This window comes from Citrobacter sp. Cb080 (assembly GCF_030334745.1).
Classification (GTDB): domain Bacteria; phylum Pseudomonadota; class Gammaproteobacteria; order Enterobacterales; family Enterobacteriaceae; genus Citrobacter; species Citrobacter braakii.
The window spans coordinates 91319-108197 of sequence record NZ_JAOWDG010000063.1 but is presented as its reverse complement, the minus strand read 5'-3'; the positions used below and the strand labels follow the sequence as shown (position 1 = coordinate 108197).

Annotated in this window: 18 protein-coding genes; 11 read left to right on the top strand and 7 right to left on the bottom strand. The window is 51.5% G+C overall.

What is annotated here, in order from left to right; translation table 11 throughout:
• Nucleotides 1-75: 75 nt before the first annotated feature.
• A complete protein-coding gene (gene aaeR / locus OGV38_RS11735) occupies nucleotides 76-1005 on the bottom strand; it encodes an HTH-type transcriptional activator AaeR (RefSeq protein WP_016157586.1) in 930 nt (309 codons plus the stop codon).
• Between the two features lie 184 nt (nucleotides 1006-1189).
• Between aaeR and aaeX the strand changes: the two genes are divergently transcribed.
• The 4 genes from aaeX to OGV38_RS11715 all read left to right on the top strand — a co-directional run bounded on the left by aaeX (nucleotide 1190) and on the right by OGV38_RS11715 (nucleotide 4704).
• The gene (aaeX, locus tag OGV38_RS11730; protein ID WP_003025177.1) at nucleotides 1190-1393 is read left to right on the top strand and encodes a p-hydroxybenzoic acid efflux pump operon protein AaeX; all 204 of its coding nucleotides are present in this window, start codon (nucleotides 1190-1192) and stop codon (nucleotides 1391-1393) included.
• A 7-nt stretch (nucleotides 1394-1400) separates the two neighbouring features.
• Nucleotides 1401-2333 (top strand): p-hydroxybenzoic acid efflux pump subunit AaeA, encoded by a 933-nt coding sequence (gene aaeA / locus OGV38_RS11725; protein WP_016154711.1) that lies wholly within the window; start codon nucleotides 1401-1403, stop codon nucleotides 2331-2333.
• Between the two features lie 5 nt (nucleotides 2334-2338).
• Nucleotides 2339-4306, top strand: coding sequence for a p-hydroxybenzoic acid efflux pump subunit AaeB (aaeB, locus tag OGV38_RS11720; RefSeq protein ID WP_286473333.1), 1968 nt, complete (start codon nucleotides 2339-2341; stop codon nucleotides 4304-4306).
• 119 nt (nucleotides 4307-4425) lie between these two features.
• A complete protein-coding gene (locus tag OGV38_RS11715) occupies nucleotides 4426-4704 on the top strand; it encodes a barstar family protein (RefSeq protein WP_016154709.1) in 279 nt (92 codons plus the stop codon).
• A gap of 56 nt (nucleotides 4705-4760) precedes the next feature.
• Here OGV38_RS11715 and yhcN read toward each other — a convergent pair whose 3' ends face one another.
• Both yhcN and argR read right to left on the bottom strand, forming a co-directional pair.
• The gene (gene yhcN, locus OGV38_RS11710; RefSeq protein WP_003025165.1) at nucleotides 4761-5027 is read right to left on the bottom strand and encodes a peroxide/acid stress response protein YhcN; all 267 of its coding nucleotides are present in this window, start codon (nucleotides 5025-5027) and stop codon (nucleotides 4761-4763) included.
• A gap of 376 nt (nucleotides 5028-5403) precedes the next feature.
• Nucleotides 5404-5874, bottom strand: coding sequence for a transcriptional regulator ArgR (gene argR, locus OGV38_RS11705; RefSeq protein ID WP_003025162.1), 471 nt, complete (start codon nucleotides 5872-5874; stop codon nucleotides 5404-5406).
• Nucleotides 5875-6310: 436 nt separating this feature from the next.
• Here argR and mdh point away from each other — a divergent pair, with 436 nt between their 5' ends.
• Nucleotides 6311-7246: a malate dehydrogenase gene (gene mdh, locus OGV38_RS11700; protein ID WP_008785953.1), complete on the top strand. Its 936-nt coding sequence runs from the start codon at nucleotides 6311-6313 to the stop codon at nucleotides 7244-7246.
• Between the two features lie 120 nt (nucleotides 7247-7366).
• On the opposite strand, the gene degS is transcribed toward mdh, so the two are convergent.
• The 3 genes from degS to zapG form a co-directional block, all read right to left on the bottom strand.
• The gene (gene degS, locus OGV38_RS11695) at nucleotides 7367-8434 is read right to left on the bottom strand and encodes an outer membrane-stress sensor serine endopeptidase DegS (RefSeq protein WP_003025154.1); all 1068 of its coding nucleotides are present in this window, start codon (nucleotides 8432-8434) and stop codon (nucleotides 7367-7369) included.
• 89 nt (nucleotides 8435-8523) lie between these two features.
• Nucleotides 8524-9891, bottom strand: a complete 1368-nt coding sequence (gene degQ / locus OGV38_RS11690; protein WP_049268664.1) for a serine endoprotease DegQ — start codon at nucleotides 9889-9891, stop codon at nucleotides 8524-8526.
• A 168-nt stretch (nucleotides 9892-10059) separates the two neighbouring features.
• Nucleotides 10060-10458 carry a Z-ring associated protein ZapG gene (gene zapG / locus OGV38_RS11685; RefSeq protein ID WP_286473332.1) on the bottom strand — a complete coding sequence of 133 codons (399 nt, stop codon included), beginning with the start codon at nucleotides 10456-10458 and terminating at the stop codon, nucleotides 10060-10062.
• A gap of 192 nt (nucleotides 10459-10650) precedes the next feature.
• Between zapG and zapE the strand changes: the two genes are divergently transcribed.
• The 5 genes from zapE to sspB all read left to right on the top strand — a co-directional run bounded on the left by zapE (nucleotide 10651) and on the right by sspB (nucleotide 14296).
• Complete coding sequence (gene zapE, locus OGV38_RS11680) at nucleotides 10651-11778, top strand: cell division protein ZapE (RefSeq protein ID WP_286473331.1); 1128 nt, start codon at nucleotides 10651-10653, stop codon at nucleotides 11776-11778.
• Nucleotides 11779-11995: 217 nt separating this feature from the next.
• Nucleotides 11996-12424: a 50S ribosomal protein L13 gene (gene rplM / locus OGV38_RS11675; RefSeq protein ID WP_003025141.1), complete on the top strand. Its 429-nt coding sequence runs from the start codon at nucleotides 11996-11998 to the stop codon at nucleotides 12422-12424.
• Nucleotides 12425-12439: 15 nt separating this feature from the next.
• Entirely contained in the window at nucleotides 12440-12832 is a 393-nt protein-coding gene (gene rpsI, locus OGV38_RS11670) for a 30S ribosomal protein S9 (RefSeq protein ID WP_003025138.1), read from the top strand.
• A 316-nt stretch (nucleotides 12833-13148) separates the two neighbouring features.
• On the top strand, nucleotides 13149-13787 hold the full coding sequence (gene sspA, locus OGV38_RS11665) for a stringent starvation protein SspA (protein ID WP_003025132.1): 639 nt from the start codon (nucleotides 13149-13151) through the stop codon (nucleotides 13785-13787).
• Between the two features lie 5 nt (nucleotides 13788-13792).
• Nucleotides 13793-14296 carry a ClpXP protease specificity-enhancing factor gene (sspB, locus tag OGV38_RS11660; protein WP_016154706.1) on the top strand — a complete coding sequence of 168 codons (504 nt, stop codon included), beginning with the start codon at nucleotides 13793-13795 and terminating at the stop codon, nucleotides 14294-14296.
• Between the two features lie 44 nt (nucleotides 14297-14340).
• On the opposite strand, the gene dcuC is transcribed toward sspB, so the two are convergent.
• Nucleotides 14341-15708 carry an anaerobic C4-dicarboxylate transporter DcuC gene (dcuC, locus tag OGV38_RS11655; RefSeq protein WP_047413944.1) on the bottom strand — a complete coding sequence of 456 codons (1368 nt, stop codon included), beginning with the start codon at nucleotides 15706-15708 and terminating at the stop codon, nucleotides 14341-14343.
• Nucleotides 15709-16067: 359 nt separating this feature from the next.
• Between dcuC and nanR the strand changes: the two genes are divergently transcribed.
• Entirely contained in the window at nucleotides 16068-16859 is a 792-nt protein-coding gene (gene nanR, locus OGV38_RS11650) for a transcriptional regulator NanR (RefSeq protein ID WP_016154704.1), read from the top strand.
• The last annotated feature ends 20 nt before the right edge of the window (nucleotides 16860-16879 follow it).

Here is a 16879-nt window from a genome sequence, read left to right as displayed (position 1 = left end):
CGCTCAGCGTATCCGGCCTGGAATGTGCGCTGGCACTGAATGTAGGCCCGGTAAGCAAAGCGCTACCGGGCTTTTTTATTTCTCTTTGCCCCGGCCGTACATCCCCTGAAACAGCTGCGCTACATCGACAAAATAATCCGTCAGATAGTTAATCACCACCTGGACCTTGAGCGGTAGTTTGTCTTTTTCGGTATACAGCGCATAGACCGGACGTGGATCCGACTGGTAGCGGGGCAGCAGGATCTCCACTTCGCCACGATTGATCTCATTGATCACCCACATCAGCGGCACATAGGCAATACCCGCGCCTGCGGCCAGCCAGCGCACCAGCGTCATCGGATCGTTAGTCACGAAGCGCCCTTCTGGGATCAGGCGGGTAGAGATCCCCTCCGGAGCGATAAGTTCGAATTCATTATCCGGGCGCACGCTGTATTCCAGCCACGAGTGGTTGCTGAGATCGGCGGGTTTTTCCGGCACGCCAAACTGCGCGAGATAGCTTTTAGCGGCGCAGACCACCATCGGCATGGTTCCCAGGCGACGTGAAAACAGGCTGGAGTCCTGCAACGCGCCGACGCGAATAACCACGTCCAGACCGTCGGCGATTAAATCCGGTGCCGGGATGCCTGTTACCAGATTTACCGTCAATCCTGGATACTCTTTCAGCATCGTTGCGGTCAACCCAGCGAGGACATTTTGTGCCATGGTTGAAGAACAACCAATGCGCAAGGTGCCGATGGGCGTGTTGTTAAAGGCATAAAGCTGTTCGTGAACATCCTGTGCTTCGTGCAGCATCCGGCGGCAGCCCTGATAATAAATTTTACCGGCTTCAGTTAGCCCAATGCTGCGTGTGCTGCGGTTTAGCAGCTTGACCTGTAGCTCATCTTCCAGTTTAGAGACCGTCTGGCTTATCGATGAAACGCTCATTTGTAACTGTCTTGCGGCGGCGGTGAAGGAGCCCAGTTCGACAACTTTGGCAAACACCGACATACGTTTTAATCGTTCCATTGTTCACTCTGACTTAAAAGTGATTTAGATCACATAATATAGATAACAGCATAACAGTTACGTTAATATATTATTATTCAAATAACAGCTATGTCGCTCTCGCCTGGCTCATCCTTGCCCTTCTCTGCGGTGACATACGCTAGAAAATCTATCACCTGCACTCTCTTAAGCTACCAAGGTCAACATGAGTCTGTTTCCCGTTATCGTGGTGTTTGGTCTGTCCTTCCCACCGATTTTTTTCGAATTACTTTTGTCACTGGCGATTTTCTGGCTGGTGCGCCGGGTACTGGTTCCAACTGGCATCTATGATTTTGTCTGGCACCCGGCTCTGTTTAACACCGCGCTGTATTGCTGCCTGTTCTATTTAATAACGCGCCTGTTCGTTTGAGGTTGAAGTGAAAACACTAACAAGAAAACTCTCCCGTACGGCCACGACTCTCGTACTGGTCATTCTGGCCTTCATCGCCATTTTCCGCGCATGGGTGTTCTACACCGAGTCGCCGTGGACGCGTGATGCGCGCTTCAGCGCCGACGTTGTGGCAATAGCCCCGGATGTCGCCGGGCTTATCACTAACGTTAACGTTCATGATAATCAACTGGTGAAGAAAGACCAGGTCCTGTTTACCATCGATCAGCCGCGCTATAAAAAAGCGCTCGAAGAAGCGGAAGCAGACGTCGCCTACTATCAGGTGTTATCGCAGGAAAAACGCCAGGAGGCCAGCCGTCGTAATCGGCTGGGCGTGCAGGCTATGTCTCGTGAAGAGATTGACCAGTCAAACAATGTCCTGCAAACCGTATTACACCAGCTTGCGAAGGCGCAGGCGACCCGCGACCTGGCGAAATTAGATCTGGAACGTACCGTCATTCGCGCTCCAGCAGATGGCTGGGTGACTAACCTGAACGTCTACAGCGGCGAATTTATTACTCGCGGCTCTACGGCGGTGGCGTTGGTCAAACAGCATTCTTTTTATGTGCTGGCCTATATGGAAGAAACCAAGCTGGAAGGCGTCCGCCCTGGGTATCGCGCAGAGATCACCCCGCTGGGCAGTAATCATGTGCTGAAGGGCACCGTTGATAGCGTGGCGGCTGGTGTAACGAATGCCAGCAGCACGCGGGACGCAAAGGGTATGGCGACCATTGATTCCAATCTTGAATGGGTGCGTCTGGCGCAGCGTGTACCGGTGCGAATTCGTCTTGATGAGCAGCAGGGAACCCTGTGGCCTGCGGGGACTACGGCTACCGTCGTCATTACCGGCAAGCAGGATCGCGATGCAAGCCGGGAATCCTTCTTCCGTAAAATGGCGCACCGCCTGCGCGAGTTTGGCTAATCGTGATGGGCATTTTCTCTATTGCCAACCAGCATATCCGCTTTGCGGTAAAACTGGCGTGCGCGATTGTACTGGCGCTGTTCGTTGGCTTTCACTTCCAACTTGAGACCCCGCGCTGGGCGGTGCTGACCGCAGCCATTGTGGCGGCTGGCCCGGCCTTTGCCGCTGGCGGAGAGCCCTATTCTGGTGCTATACGCTATCGCGGCATGCTGCGTATTGTCGGGACATTTATCGGCTGTATTGCTGCACTGATCATTATCATCAGCATGATCCGCGCCCCGTTATTGATGATCCTGGTGTGTTGTATCTGGGCCGGTTTTTGTACCTGGATCTCGTCGCTTGTGAAGATCGAAAACTCCTATGCCTGGGGACTTTCGGGCTATACGGCGCTGATCATCGTCATTACCATCCAGGCTGAACCGCTGCTGACGCCGCAATTTGCGCTCGAACGTTGTAGTGAAATAGTGATGGGGATTGTCTGTGCTATTGTGGCCGATCTGCTCTTTTCGCCCCGTTCGGTGAAACAGGAGATTGATGTCGAACTGGACAGCCTGCTGGTGGCGCAGTATCAGCTTATGCAGTTGTGCATTAAGCATGGTGACAGTGAAGAAGTGGACAAAGCCTGGGGCGATTTAGTCCGGCGTACGGCGGCACTGGAAGGCATGCGAAGTAACCTGAATATGGAGTCCTCACGCTGGGGGCGGGCTAACCGCAGACTCAAAGCATTGAACACGCTGTCACTCACGCTCATCACGCAGTCCTGCGAAATCTATCTTATTCAGAACACTCGACCCGAACTGATCACTGATACCTTCCGCGAGTTGTTCAATATGCCGGTTGAAACGGTGCAGGATGTTCATAAACAGTTGAAGCGGATGCGGCGGGTGATTGCCTGGACCGGCGAACGCGAAACGCCGATCACGATATATAGTTGGGCAGGCGCCGCGACGCGCTACCTGTTGCTCAAACGCGGTGTACTGAGTAATACCAAAATTAGCGCCACGGAAGAAGAGATCCTGCAAGGTGAGCCAGTAGTGAAGGTGGAGTCTGCCGAGCGCCATCATGCGATGGTCAACTTCTGGCGCACCACGCTTTCTTGTGTGCTGGGAACTTTATTCTGGCTGTGGACCGGATGGACCTCCGGCAGCGGCGCAATGGTGATGATTGCGGTTGTCACTTCGCTGGCAATGCGTTTGCCCAACCCGCGCATGGTGGCGATAGACTTTATTTACGGTACGTTGGCGGCGTTACCGCTCGGGGCGCTCTATTTCCTGGTGATTATCCCCAATACGCAACAAAGCATGTTGTTACTGTGCCTGAGCCTGGCGGTGCTGGGGTTCTTTCTGGGTATAGAGGTACAGAAACGACGGCTGGGATCAATGGGGGCGCTGGCCAGCACTATTAATATCATCGTGCTGGATAACCCGATGACCTTCCACTTTAGCCAGTTCCTTGACAGTGCGCTGGGGCAAATTGTTGGCTGCGTGCTGGCATTTATCGTCATTCTGTTGGTGCGCGATAACTCTCGTGACAGAACGGGTCGCGTGTTGCTCAACCAGTTTGTTTCGGCGGCGGTTTCAGCGATGACCACCAACGTGGTACGTCGTAAAGAAAACCATCTCCCGGCGCTTTATCAGCAGCTGTTTTTGCTGATGAACAAATTTCCCGGTGACCTGGCGAAGTTTCGCCTGGCGCTGACGATGATCATTGCGCATCAGCGCCTGCGCGATGCGCCGATACCGGTAAACGAGGATCTATCCGCGTTCCATCGCCAGCTTCGTCGCACTGCGGATCACGTGATTTCCGCAGGCAACGACGACAAGCGCCGACGCTACTTTAGCCAGTTGCTGGAAGAGCTTGAGATCTATCAGGAGAAATTAATCATCTGGCAAGCGCCACCGCAGGTGACCGAGCCGGTAAAACGACTTAGCGGGATGCTGCACAAATACCAGCATGCGCTAACCAGTAATTAAGAGTTGGAAACCGACGCTAAAGGCGTCGGTTTTTTTATGGCTATACTTACCTGAAAATGCAGGAGGTTCCTGCATATTGATGGTCTGTAGAGTGACTGGCGTCGGGATGGTGGCTATAGATGAACATCTATACATTTGATTTTGACGAGATAGAAGACCAGGGGGATTTCTACCGTGAGTTTACGCGCGCGTTCGGTCTCGCCCGGGAAAAGGTGGTTGATTTAGATTCTCTGTGGGAGGTGGTTATCGGGGACGTTTTACCGCTGCCGCTGGAGATTGAATTTGTTCATTTGCCGGACAAGCTACGCAGGCGATACGGCGCGCTGATTTTACTGTTCGATGAAGCGGAAGAAGAGCTGGAAGGACAGCTGCGCTTTAACGTTCGTCACTCAATGTAAGGCATAAAAAAGCCCCCGGCAGGCGGGGGCAAGTCGTCGGACTAGACGACGAGGGTTTATTTGTAGAGTTCTGCAGTCGCGTGCCAGTGAGCGCCTTCACGGAGTTCGGTGACGCGATAGCTGCTGGCACCCGCTTTTTCAGCTTTAGCGGCGATGGCCTGACGCATGTCCATTGGTGAGCTACCGATCTGAGATACGGAGATGCTGCCCATGGATTGCAGGTTCTGTGCTTCTTGTGAGTTCACCTGAGTCACTGCGGCGCTTGCACCGAAAGAGAGAACAGAAAGAAGGCTTAAGGTTGCAATAGTTGTTTTGATTTTCATGATATTTACCTCGTCGAATTCTTTTATTGGGGTCTGCGTTTCGTGACCCTCATCACAAAATCAAGTATACACTAATCACTCGATAAATTAATACCACGCTAATTGTTTCTGTGCGGATTAAGTGTTAAGAAAAATATTTTTTATAACCAAACAGAATTAAAAATAGGGTTTTAAACATCGGTTTTATAATAAATTCAATTAAATCATTGAGATATGTATTTTTGCAAAATGTGCGTTTTTAACTCTTCATATTCGCTATGTGAATGACTTTTGACGGTTAAACGCACCATTTGTTAAATCAATGACAGTGGATAATAGAGGGAGGAGGGTGGATACAGAGGTTTTTCCCCCGCCGCGAGGCGACGGGGAGGAAGTATTACAGTTCTTGTTCGAACAGTTCCAGAATGGCTTCGTACAAATCTTTTACCGTAAAACCCTTAGCTGGGGTGGTGAAGATGGTATCGTCACCGGCAATTGTACCCAGAATACCTTCCGCTTTACCTAATGAGTCCAGCAGACGTGCAATCAACTGAGCAGCGCCAGGGCTGGTATGAATAACCACAACTGCATCGTTGTAATCGATATCCAATACCAGATTTTTCAGTGGACTGGATGTTGTAGGTACCCCTAACTCTGCCGGCAGGCAGTACACCATTTCCATTTTCGCATTGCGGGTACGCACGGCGCCGAACTTGGTCAGCATGCGAGAAACCTTGGACTGATTGATATTATCAAAGCCCTGATCCTGCAACGCGAGGACGATTTCGCCCTGAGAGCTGAACTTTTCTTCTTTAAGCAGCGCTTTAAACGCCTTTACTAATTCTTCTTGTTTTGCCGAGCTTCGCATAAGTCACCCGTAATATGGCGGTAGAAACAACATTATTGTGCATACAGATGAATTTTTATGCAAACAGTCTGCCTTGTTCAAGGCTGAAATAATGTTATGAAAGAGCGGAATTTTATCAAATTTCGTTATCAAGAAACATGCCTGTGTCACGGCTCGCAAATAAGGTTAAAAGTAAATTAAATGTTATCAAATTGATGTTGTTTTGAGAGGTGGGTAGGGTATATTGTCAGCACCTGTTGGAAAGTTGCTCTACTGTGCGGGTGGTTTTGAATTACGTAACTTAGGTTTTATTTTACGTAAGTTAAATGCATAAAAGCCAAATTTGCGTGACTACGCATTCTTGACGCGTGGTTGTTGTATTCGTTGGATTTGTGAATTAAGGTCGCCGCCGCGGAGCAATAGACACTTTGCTTATCAATATAATAAGGAGTTTAGGATGAAAGTTGCAGTCCTCGGCGCTGCTGGTGGTATCGGTCAGGCGCTAGCATTACTGTTAAAAACCCAACTGCCTTCAGGTTCAGAACTCTCCCTGTACGACATCGCTCCAGTAACGCCTGGCGTGGCCGTTGATTTGAGCCATATCCCTACTGCTGTGAAAATCAAAGGCTTCAGCGGCGAAGACGCTACCCCTGCACTGGAAGGTGCTGATGTGGTACTGATCTCTGCGGGTGTCGCACGTAAACCGGGTATGGATCGTTCCGACCTGTTCAACGTTAACGCCGGTATCGTGAAGAACCTGGTGCAGCAGGTTGCTAAAACCTGCCCGAAAGCATGTATCGGTATCATCACCAACCCGGTGAACACGACCGTTGCTATCGCTGCAGAAGTGCTGAAAAAAGCAGGCGTATACGATAAGAACAAACTGTTTGGCGTGACCACGCTGGACATCATCCGCTCCAACACCTTTGTTGCGGAACTGAAAGGCAAGCAGCCTGGTGACGTTGAAGTCCCGGTTATTGGCGGCCACTCTGGCGTGACCATTCTCCCGCTGCTGTCACAAATCCCTGGCGTGAGCTTCACTGAGCAAGAAGCGGCTGACCTGACCAAACGTATCCAGAATGCGGGTACTGAAGTTGTGGAAGCTAAAGCCGGTGGCGGATCTGCAACCCTGTCTATGGGTCAGGCTGCAGCACGTTTCGGCCTGTCACTGGTTCGCGCGCTGAGCGGCGAAAAAGGCGTGGTTGAATGTGCTTACGTTGAAGGCGACGGCCAGTATGCTCGCTTCTTCTCTCAGCCGCTGCTGTTGGGTAAAAACGGCGTAGAAGAACGCCAGTCTATCGGCAAGCTGAGCGCATTTGAGCAGAGCTCGCTGGAAGGTATGCTGGATACGCTGAAGAAAGATATCACCCTGGGTGAAGAGTTCGTTAAATAACGCCTTTATGTAGGCCGGATGGCGGTGTTTAACGCTTTATCCGTCCTACAAATATCGCGAATTTGACGCATAAAAAAACCGGAGCTATCTCCGGTTTTTTTACATCGTTTCGTTTGTGATTTAGTTTGTAGCCGGGTATTCCTGAATCGTTACCTGCAGCGTCAACTGCTTGTCATCACGCATCACGACAACAGAGATAACCGAACCAGGGCGAATCTCTGCCACCTGGTCCATGGTCTCCAGCGCAGATACCGCCGGTTTGTTATTGACCGAAATAATCAGATCGTTAACCTGAATTCCAGCCTGTGCTGCCGGACCGTCTGGGGCTACTTCGTTAACTACAATCCCCTGAATTTGATCCATCCCGCCGCCCTGGGCGTGCAGTGGCGCAATTTCGCGACCGCTGATGCCGATGTAGCCACGAATCACGCGCCCGTCACGAATCAGCTTATCCATGATTTTGGTTGCCAACTGAAACGGAATAGCAAAGCCGATCCCTTCCGGGGTTTCACCATCGTTGCTCTTATCAAATGACAGCGTGTTAATACCCATTAACTCGCCCAGCGAGTTGACCAACGCGCCGCCGGAGTTGCCGTGGTTGATGGAGGCATCCGTTTGCAGGAAGTTTTGCCGTCCAGTCGGGTTCAGGCCAATACGACCGGTGGCGCTGATAATCCCCTGAGTGATGGTTTGCCCAAGGTTGTACGGGTTACCAATGGCGAGGACGACATCGCCGATGTGCGGCACGCGTTTGTTATTAATTGGAATTGTCGGCAGTCCGCCAGTCGCGTTGATTTTCAGCACCGCAAGATCGGTTAACGTATCAGAACCCACTAGCAGCGCTTCGAATACACGCCCATCCTGCAACGCGACGATGATTTGGTCGGCATCATTAATGACGTGCTTATTGGTAATGATATAGCCGCGCTGATCCATGATAACACCTGAGCCGAGTGTGCGGATCTCAAGCTGGTTATGCGCTGTGCTGTTCATACTACGGTTATAAACGTTAACGACGGCAGGCGCTGCACGGCGAACCGCCGGGTTATAGCTGGCGGGCGTTTCATCTGCACTGTCGAACTGTGGCGCGGTAAGCGTATTTATTTTTCGCAGAGAGGGCATCGCGGCCAGCAGAATAGCGCCGACGATTAAACCAATCGCGACCGAACGTAAAAGCTTCACAAACATGATGGCGGCGTCATTAATAAAGGGAACGGCAGCAGCATATCACGAGTTTACCGGACATCACACGGGGGGCTGATGTCCGGTTGCATGCGTTAACGCAGGAGCAGGTAAATACTCTCGTTACCACGAACTACCTGCAGAGCAATGATCGACGGTTTCGTTTCCAGCACTTTACGCATTTCGGCGATCGAATTTACACGATCGCGGTTAACGCCAATGATAACGTCATCTTTATGCAGACCGGCCTGCGCGGCTGGGCTGCTTTTTTCAACGTTATCAATTTTGATGCCTTTGGTGCCGTCTTTAAGCTGACCGTCACTGAGCGTAGCCCCTTGCAACGCAGGAGCAATCATCTCCGCGCTGGCGGACGATGATGTACTGGTATCCAGGGTTACTTCAACCTCCAGCGGTTTACCGTTACGCAGCAGGCCCAGTTTGACTTTGGTCCCTGGTTCGGTTGTCGCTATGCGTGAACGCAGTTCGGCGAAGCTGTTGAGCGGTTTGCCGTTGAGGCTGGTAATGACGTCACCAGACTTCACACCTGCTTTTGCGGAGCCAGAGTTAGGCAGAACCTCGCTGACAAACGCGCCGCGCTGCACGTCCAGTTTGAACGCTTTGGCGATATCGGCGGTCATTTCGGTGCCTTTAATTCCCAGCAGACCACGTTTGATTTCACCAAACTGCATCAGTTGCTGCGCCAGCGTGCGTGCCATATTGCTCGGGATCGCAAAACCAATACCGATGCTACCGCCGCCGGGGGCCAGAATCGCGGTGTTAATGCCAATCAGCTCACCATTGAGGTTAAGCAACGCGCCGCCGGAGTTACCCCGGTTGATGGAGGCGTCGGTCTGAATAAAGTTTTCCAGACCTTCCAGGTTCAACCCGCTGCGACCTAAAGCCGATACGATGCCGGAGGTGGCCGTTTGCCCCAAACCAAACGGGTTACCCACGGCCACCGCGAAATCACCGACGCGGAGTTTGTCGGAGTCGGCAATGGCAATTTGCGTCAGGTTGCTGGGGTGTTGAATTTGCAGCAGAGCGATATCGCTCTGGTCGTCGCTGCCGATAAGCTTAGCGTCGAACTCACGGCCATCATTAAGCTGAACGCTGATTTTTTGCGCCTGATTGATGACGTGATTATTGGTCAGGACGTAGCCTTTGGCGGCATCAATGATGACCCCGGAACCCAGCCCTTCAAAAGGTTGTGCAGGTTGATCGGGAAGTTCATCACCAAAAAACTTTTTGAACTCTTCCGGGACTTTCTGCCCCTGAGCGGCGGTGCCTTCGACCCTTACGCTCACCACGGCAGGTAACACTTTCTCCAGCATCGGTGCGAGGCTGGGGAGCGCAGCCTGACCGGGAACCTGGCCGGGAATCGACGCTACGGCTGGGAATGGCGCCGAGAGAGTTAACCCGACACTTAACGCTAATGCACTCAACAGCTGGGTGTGTTTTTTCATGGATCCTGCTCTCGTACCTTGAGTAAACGGAAGATGATTCAAAACAGTTTGATGTTATTGAATTTTCGGTTTGGTCACAATGAGGCTAACGACTAAATAATAGCTGGGACAGGAAGAGAAGCGGAGGGCGCAATTGCTGCGCCCAATAAATTTCTTAACGATGTGCAGTTAGTCGCGCTTTGCGCCACTACGCAGCAGGCCAGATGCGCCTTCAGAATAGTCACGCGGCATCTGAACCGGCGCCTGATCGTTACCCGCTTCGGATTCTGCCAGACGATTACGGAACGGATTATTTTCCGGTGACATACCCGGCAGCAGGTAGCTGGAGCTTTTCGCCATATGCTGATAGATCTGACGATAATCGTCCGCCATGTTATCCAGCAGTTCAGCGCTGCGGGCAAAGTGGCTCACCAGCTCTTCGCGGTATTCTTCCAACTCAGCTTTATTTTTTTCCAGTTCGTACTGCAATGCCTGCTGTTGGCGTAATTTACGATTACCAAAACGCATGGCTACAGCACCAATAATGATACCGACGACTAACCCAATTAGCGCATATTCCCAGGTCATGAACATCTCCCGTTGTCTTGTGTTTCCGTAGGGTGTTGGCTTTAGGCTCCATGCCTGCGCCTGATTATGCCACTATAACCGCTAATCCCGTAGAAGTGGAATCCCGTGTTTATATCACGTAATGTAGAACGGCCTTTTTTTCGTCAACCGTGAGCGACGGCACATCGATTCTCAAGGAATAACAATAACATCATGCAAAGCCTTTCCCCTACATCGCGTTACCAGCAAGCCCTCAAAGACGGCAGTCATCAGCCCGACAACGTACAACAAGAAGCAGTGAATCGACTGGAAACAATTTTCCAGGCGTTTTCGACGCCAGCACGTCCTGCGCCGCAGGAGAGCGGACTGATGGCGCGTTTTGGCAAATTGCTGGGAAAGCGTGAGTCACCGACCAACGCGCCAGTGCGTGGTCTGTATATGTGGGGCGGAGTCGGGCGAGGAAAAACGTGGCTGATGGATCTGTTCTTCCATAGCCTGCCGGGCGGGCGTAAACAGCGTTTGCACTTTCATCGTTTTATGCTGCGCGTCCATGAAGAGCTTACGGCCCTGCAGGGGCAGAGCGATCCGCTGGAAATCATTGCCGACCGCTTTAAGGCCGAAACGGACGTGCTGTGCTTTGACGAATTTTTTGTTTCTGACATCACCGACGCCATGCTGCTCGGCGGTCTGATGAAGGCGCTGTTTGCCCGTGGTATTACGCTGGTGGCAACCTCCAATATTCCGCCTGATGAGCTGTATCGCAACGGTTTGCAACGCACGCGCTTTCTTCCTGCCATTGATGCCATCAAACAGCATTGTGACATCATGAATGTCGATGCTGGCGTCGATTATCGTCTGCGCACCTTAACGCAGGCGCATTTGTGGTTGTCGCCACTGAATGAGGAAACCCGCCAGCAGATGGACAAGCTCTGGCTGGCATTAGCGGGAACGAAAGGTGAACATGCGCCGACGCTGGAGATCAATCATCGTCCGATGCAGACGCTGGCCGTCGAAAACCAAACGCTGGCGGTGTCGTTCACTACGCTCTGTGTCGATGCGCGTAGTCAGCATGACTACATTGCGCTATCGCGTCTTTTTCATACGGTGCTGTTGTCTGATGTGCCGGTCATGACGACGCTGATGGAGAGCGAAGCGCGGCGTTTTATCGCACTGGTGGATGAGTTCTACGAACGCCACGTTAAGCTGGTGGTCAGTGCGGCCTCACCACTTTATGAAATTTATCAGGGCGAGCGTCTGAAGTTTGAATTTCAGCGTTGTTTGTCGCGTTTGCAGGAGATGCAAAGCGAAGAGTATCTGAAGCGGGAACATTTAGCCGGTTAAACCTGCCGCAAATCACATAAAGGGGTCGATCTTTGACCCTGACTTCTCTATAATCTTGCGACCCCACGTTACGAGAGAGTTTTTTCCCAAAACTTTCTATGCGCCGGCATAGGCTATTCGAAGGGGTAGGTTTGCTGGACAATGTCGTGTGAACCTCAACTGACAAAACGTTTGGGTGTTCACCAACGTGTAACTTATTTATTTGGGTAAGCTTTTAATGAAAACTTTTACAGCTAAACCAGAAACCGTAAAACGCGACTGGTATGTTGTTGACGCGACCGGTAAAACTCTGGGCCGTCTGGCTTCCGAACTGGCTCTGCGCCTGCGCGGTAAGCACAAAGCGGAATATACTCCGCACGTAGATACCGGTGATTACATCATCGTTCTGAACGCTGACAAAGTTGCTGTAACTGGCAACAAGCGTACTGACAAAGTGTACTATCACCACACCGGTCACATCGGCGGTATCAAACAAGCGACCTTTGAAGAGATGATTGCTCGCCGTCCTGAGCGTGTGCTTGAAATCGCGGTTAAAGGCATGCTGCCAAAAGGCCCGCTGGGTCGTGCTATGTTCCGTAAACTGAAAGTTTACGCTGGCAACGAGCACAACCACGCGGCACAGCAACCGCAAGTTCTTGACATCTAATCGGGATTATAGGCAATGGCTGAAAATCAATACTACGGCACTGGTCGCCGCAAAAGTTCCGCAGCTCGCGTTTTCATCAAACCGGGCAGTGGTAAAATCGTAATCAACCAACGTTCTCTGGAACAGTACTTCGGTCGTGAAACTGCCCGCATGGTAGTTCGTCAGCCGCTGGAACTGGTCGACATGGTTGAGAAACTGGATCTGTACATCACTGTTAAAGGTGGTGGTATCTCTGGTCAGGCTGGTGCGATCCGTCACGGTATCACCCGCGCTCTGATGGAGTACGACGAATCCCTGCGTGGCGAACTGCGTAAAGCTGGCTTCGTTACCCGTGATGCTCGTCAGGTTGAACGTAAGAAAGTCGGTCTGCGTAAAGCACGTCGTCGTCCTCAGTTCTCCAAACGTTAATTGTACTCTGCTTCGGCAGACAACAATTTGCGAAAAAACCCGCTTCGGCGGGTTTTTTTATCGTTACTGCTCTCCGTATAACCACGGTAATCCGCTGATTGCCACCTCTTTTTCCCCATTTCAAGAATCGACTCACCACAAAGGTCACAAAATCTGGTAAACTATCATCCAATTTTCTGCCCAAATGTCCGGTATCGTTCATTTTTTGTTTGTATTTTGAACAGTAATGGCTTTCCCGAATATGGGTGACATCACTTCTGGCTGGCCACTTAGTGGCTGGTAGCAGTAAAAATTCTGAATATACCTGGAGGTTTTCATGGCTGTCGCTGCCAACAAACGTTCGGTAATGACGCTGTTTTCTGGTCCTACTGACATCTATAGCCATCAGGTCCGCATTGTGCTGGCTGAGAAAGGTGTTAGTTTCGAGATTGAGCATGTGGAGAAGGACAATCCACCGCAGGATCTGATCGACCTCAACCCGAATCAGAGCGTACCGACACTGGTGGATCGTGAGCTGACCCTGTGGGAATCTCGCATCATTATGGAATACCTGGATGAGCGCTTCCCGCATCCGCCGCTGATGCCGGTTTACCCGGTTGCGCGTGGTGAAAGCCGCCTGTACATGCAGCGTATTGAAAAAGACTGGTACACGCTGATGAACGTCATCGTGAACGGTTCTGCTTCTGAAGCCGAAGTCGCGCGTAAGCGTCTGCGCGAAGAACTGCTGGCAATTGCACCAGTATTTGGCCAGAAACCTTACTTCCTGAGCGATGAGTTCAGCCTGGTAGACTGCTACCTGGCGCCGCTGCTGTGGCGTTTACCGCAGCTGGGCATTGAATTCAACGGTGCAGGTTCGAAAGAACTGAAAGGGTACATGACTCGCGTCTTTGAACGTGATTCTTTCCTGGCTTCTCTGACTGAGCCTGAACGTGAAATGCGTCTGGGCCGGGGTTAACCTGTATGGATTTGCCACAGCTAACACCACGCCGTCCGTATCTGCTGCGCGCATTCTATGAGTGGTTGTTAGACAACCAGCTTACGCCGCACCTGGTGGTGGATGTGACGCTTCAGGACGTGCAGGTTCCTATGGAATATGCGCGTGATGGGCAAATTGTTCTGAATATCGCACCGCGTGCGGTGGGTAACCTGGAACTGGCTAACGATGAAGTGCGCTTTAACGCGCGCTTCGGTGGTGTGCCGCGTCAGGTTTCTGTACCGCTGGCGGCAGTTCTGGCAATTTATGCTCGTGAAAATGGCGCCGGTACTATGTTTGAGCCGGAAGCCGCCTACGACGAAGATGTCGCCAGCTTAAATGATGACGACAACGACGCACCTGGTTTTGAGAGTGAAACGGTCATGTCGGTCATTGATGGCGATAAGCCTGACAATGGCGACGACAACGATCCGGATGACACTCCGCCGCCGCCTCGCGGTGGGCGTCCAGCGCTACGCGTAGTGAAATAAAAAAACAGGCCCTTTGGGGCCTGTTCTGTTTTCTGCCTTCGGGATCAGTAAAACAGCGTGATGGTGGCTATCATATTGACCACAAATCCCACCGCCATCGGAATGGCCGTACGTTTTACCACCTCAAAGGGCGATACGCCCGCAATACCTGATGTCACCACAATGACCGCTGTAATGGGGGATACCGCCCGGGCCAGCGTAGTAGCAAAATGCATCGGCATAATCATCACTACCGCAGGAATATGTAGTCCGGCGGCAATATCTGGAATCAGGCTGGCAAAAGACATAAACGGCGCGTTACCTGACCCCATGACAATCGCACAGGCGGCAATGACCACGGCCATGATGATCATCACGCCGATACCGCCAAGGCCGGAATGCTCTGCACCTTTTATTACAGCGTCGACAGTCCCGATAGTCGTCAACCCTTTCGCAAAGATCTCACCGGCGACCACCAGCGTGACAACGTTGGCAAACTGGGTTCCCATGCCGTCAAAGAAGGCCTGCACGTCATCCATCGTTTCGCGCAGATTATGTTTATGCAGGAACTCGACAAACATCGTCAGCGTCATGCTCATCAGCATGACCACCACCAGATTCAGCTCTGTTTTCATTAACCCCATATGTGCCAGGGCAAGCGAGCCCAACATCAGAAGCAGCGGCATGACGGGTAGAATGGCGTAATAGAGAGGTGGCACGTTTTCCAGCGTCTTTTGTTCAGCGAATCCGTTGCTTTCCGGGAATGCTTTTTTATCAAACTGCCGCTGAACGAAAAAATGTGCAATAGCGACGGCGACGATAACACACGATGCGACGGGTAACTGATAGTGAAAGAAGTAGGTAGCGATTTTCATGCCCGCCACCTGCGCGGCAAAAATAGAGTTGGTTTCCAGAATGCCCCATTCAATTGACATTGAAGTGGCAATGACCGCCACCGCGGATAAACGGCTCACGCCAAGACTGACCAGCGTCGGGAACAGCGTCACCATCAGCAGCATGCCTAACCCGGAAGCGCTGGTGATGAACTGCGCCATGATCTGACCAATCACATAGGTGGCGGCAAGAACAACATAGGGTGAGCGGATTAGCTTAAGCGGGCGGCTTAACAGGCTAACCATCGCTCTGCTGGCCCCCATCCTGTCCATATAACGGGCATAACCACCTACCGCCATGATTGATAACCCTAGTCCGGCCGCCCGATTGGAAAGCATACGCAGAATTTCGTTGTAAATATCGACCAGTAAATATCCGCTGCTCTTGTCGTCAGCGACCAGCGCGCCGTAGCCTAGCCAGACGCCGCAGAGCATCAGGAAGATCCCCGCGGCTGCCAGCACTACCTGCGGTTTGTAGTTTTTGAGGATCAGGTAACCCATCGTTAATAAAACGATGACAGAGATAATGATGCCGAACATTGTTTCACTCCATGCCAGAGAAGAAGATAAATCCGGTAATAACGCTGTTGTCCAAACGGATGTTATATTTTTTCGGGCGATTTTTATGGAGTGAATATCTTATTTTTAATTCGATATTTAAATTATTTATCGTTATAAAATAGATGGTTATGATAATTTATCACGTTCATATTCATAAATTTCACGAAGCGAATATGATTGTTTTCAATTAAAGATAAGCTGAATGTTTTAGCGTAACAAAATATCCGGATGGGTTAGACCGCCAATAAGCCCGACAGTCTGATTGACCATCATTTCACCCTGCTTTCGATCCTGTGTTAGGATAAACCCGCTGTTATTTGTCACCACGACTTAGCTGAATGGGCCCTATGAACGCATTTGATTCGCAAGCTGAAGACTCTCCATCCACCATTGGCCGTAGCTTACGCAATCGCCCGCTGGCGCGTAAAAAGCTGTCTGAAATGGTTGAAGAAGAACTGGAGCAGATGATTCGTCGTCGGGAATTTGGCGAGGGCGAACAGTTGCCGTCTGAGCGGGAGCTGATGGCCTTCTTTAACGTGGGCCGTCCTTCTGTACGAGAAGCGCTGGCAGCGTTAAAACGCAAAGGTCTGGTGCAAATCAACAATGGCGAGCGCGCCCGCGTTTCGCGTCCTTCAGCTGATACCATTATCAGCGAGCTGTCCGGTATGGCGAAAGATTTCCTCGCGCATCCCGGCGGCATTGCCCACTTCGAACAGCTGCGACTGTTCTTTGAATCCAGCCTGGTACGATACGCCGCAGAACATGCGACGGATGAGCAAATCGACAGACTGGCGAAAGCACTGGAGATCAACAGCCAGTCACTCGATGACAATACGCTGTTCATTCGCTCGGACGTTGATTTTCACCGCATACTGGCGGAGATCCCGGGCAATCCCATCTTTATGGCTATCCATGTTGCGCTGTTAGACTGGCTGATTGCCGCCCGTCCGACCGTGGCCGACCAAGAGTTATATGAGCACAATAACGTGAGTTATCAGCAGCATATCGCTATTGTCGACGCGATTCGTCAGCGCGACCCTGAGGAAGCTGACCGCGCACTGCAAGAACATCTCAACAGCGTTTCCGCTACCTGGCACGCCTTCAGCAAAAGTAAAAAATTGCGTAAGTAATCGCGATCCTGACGATCGTT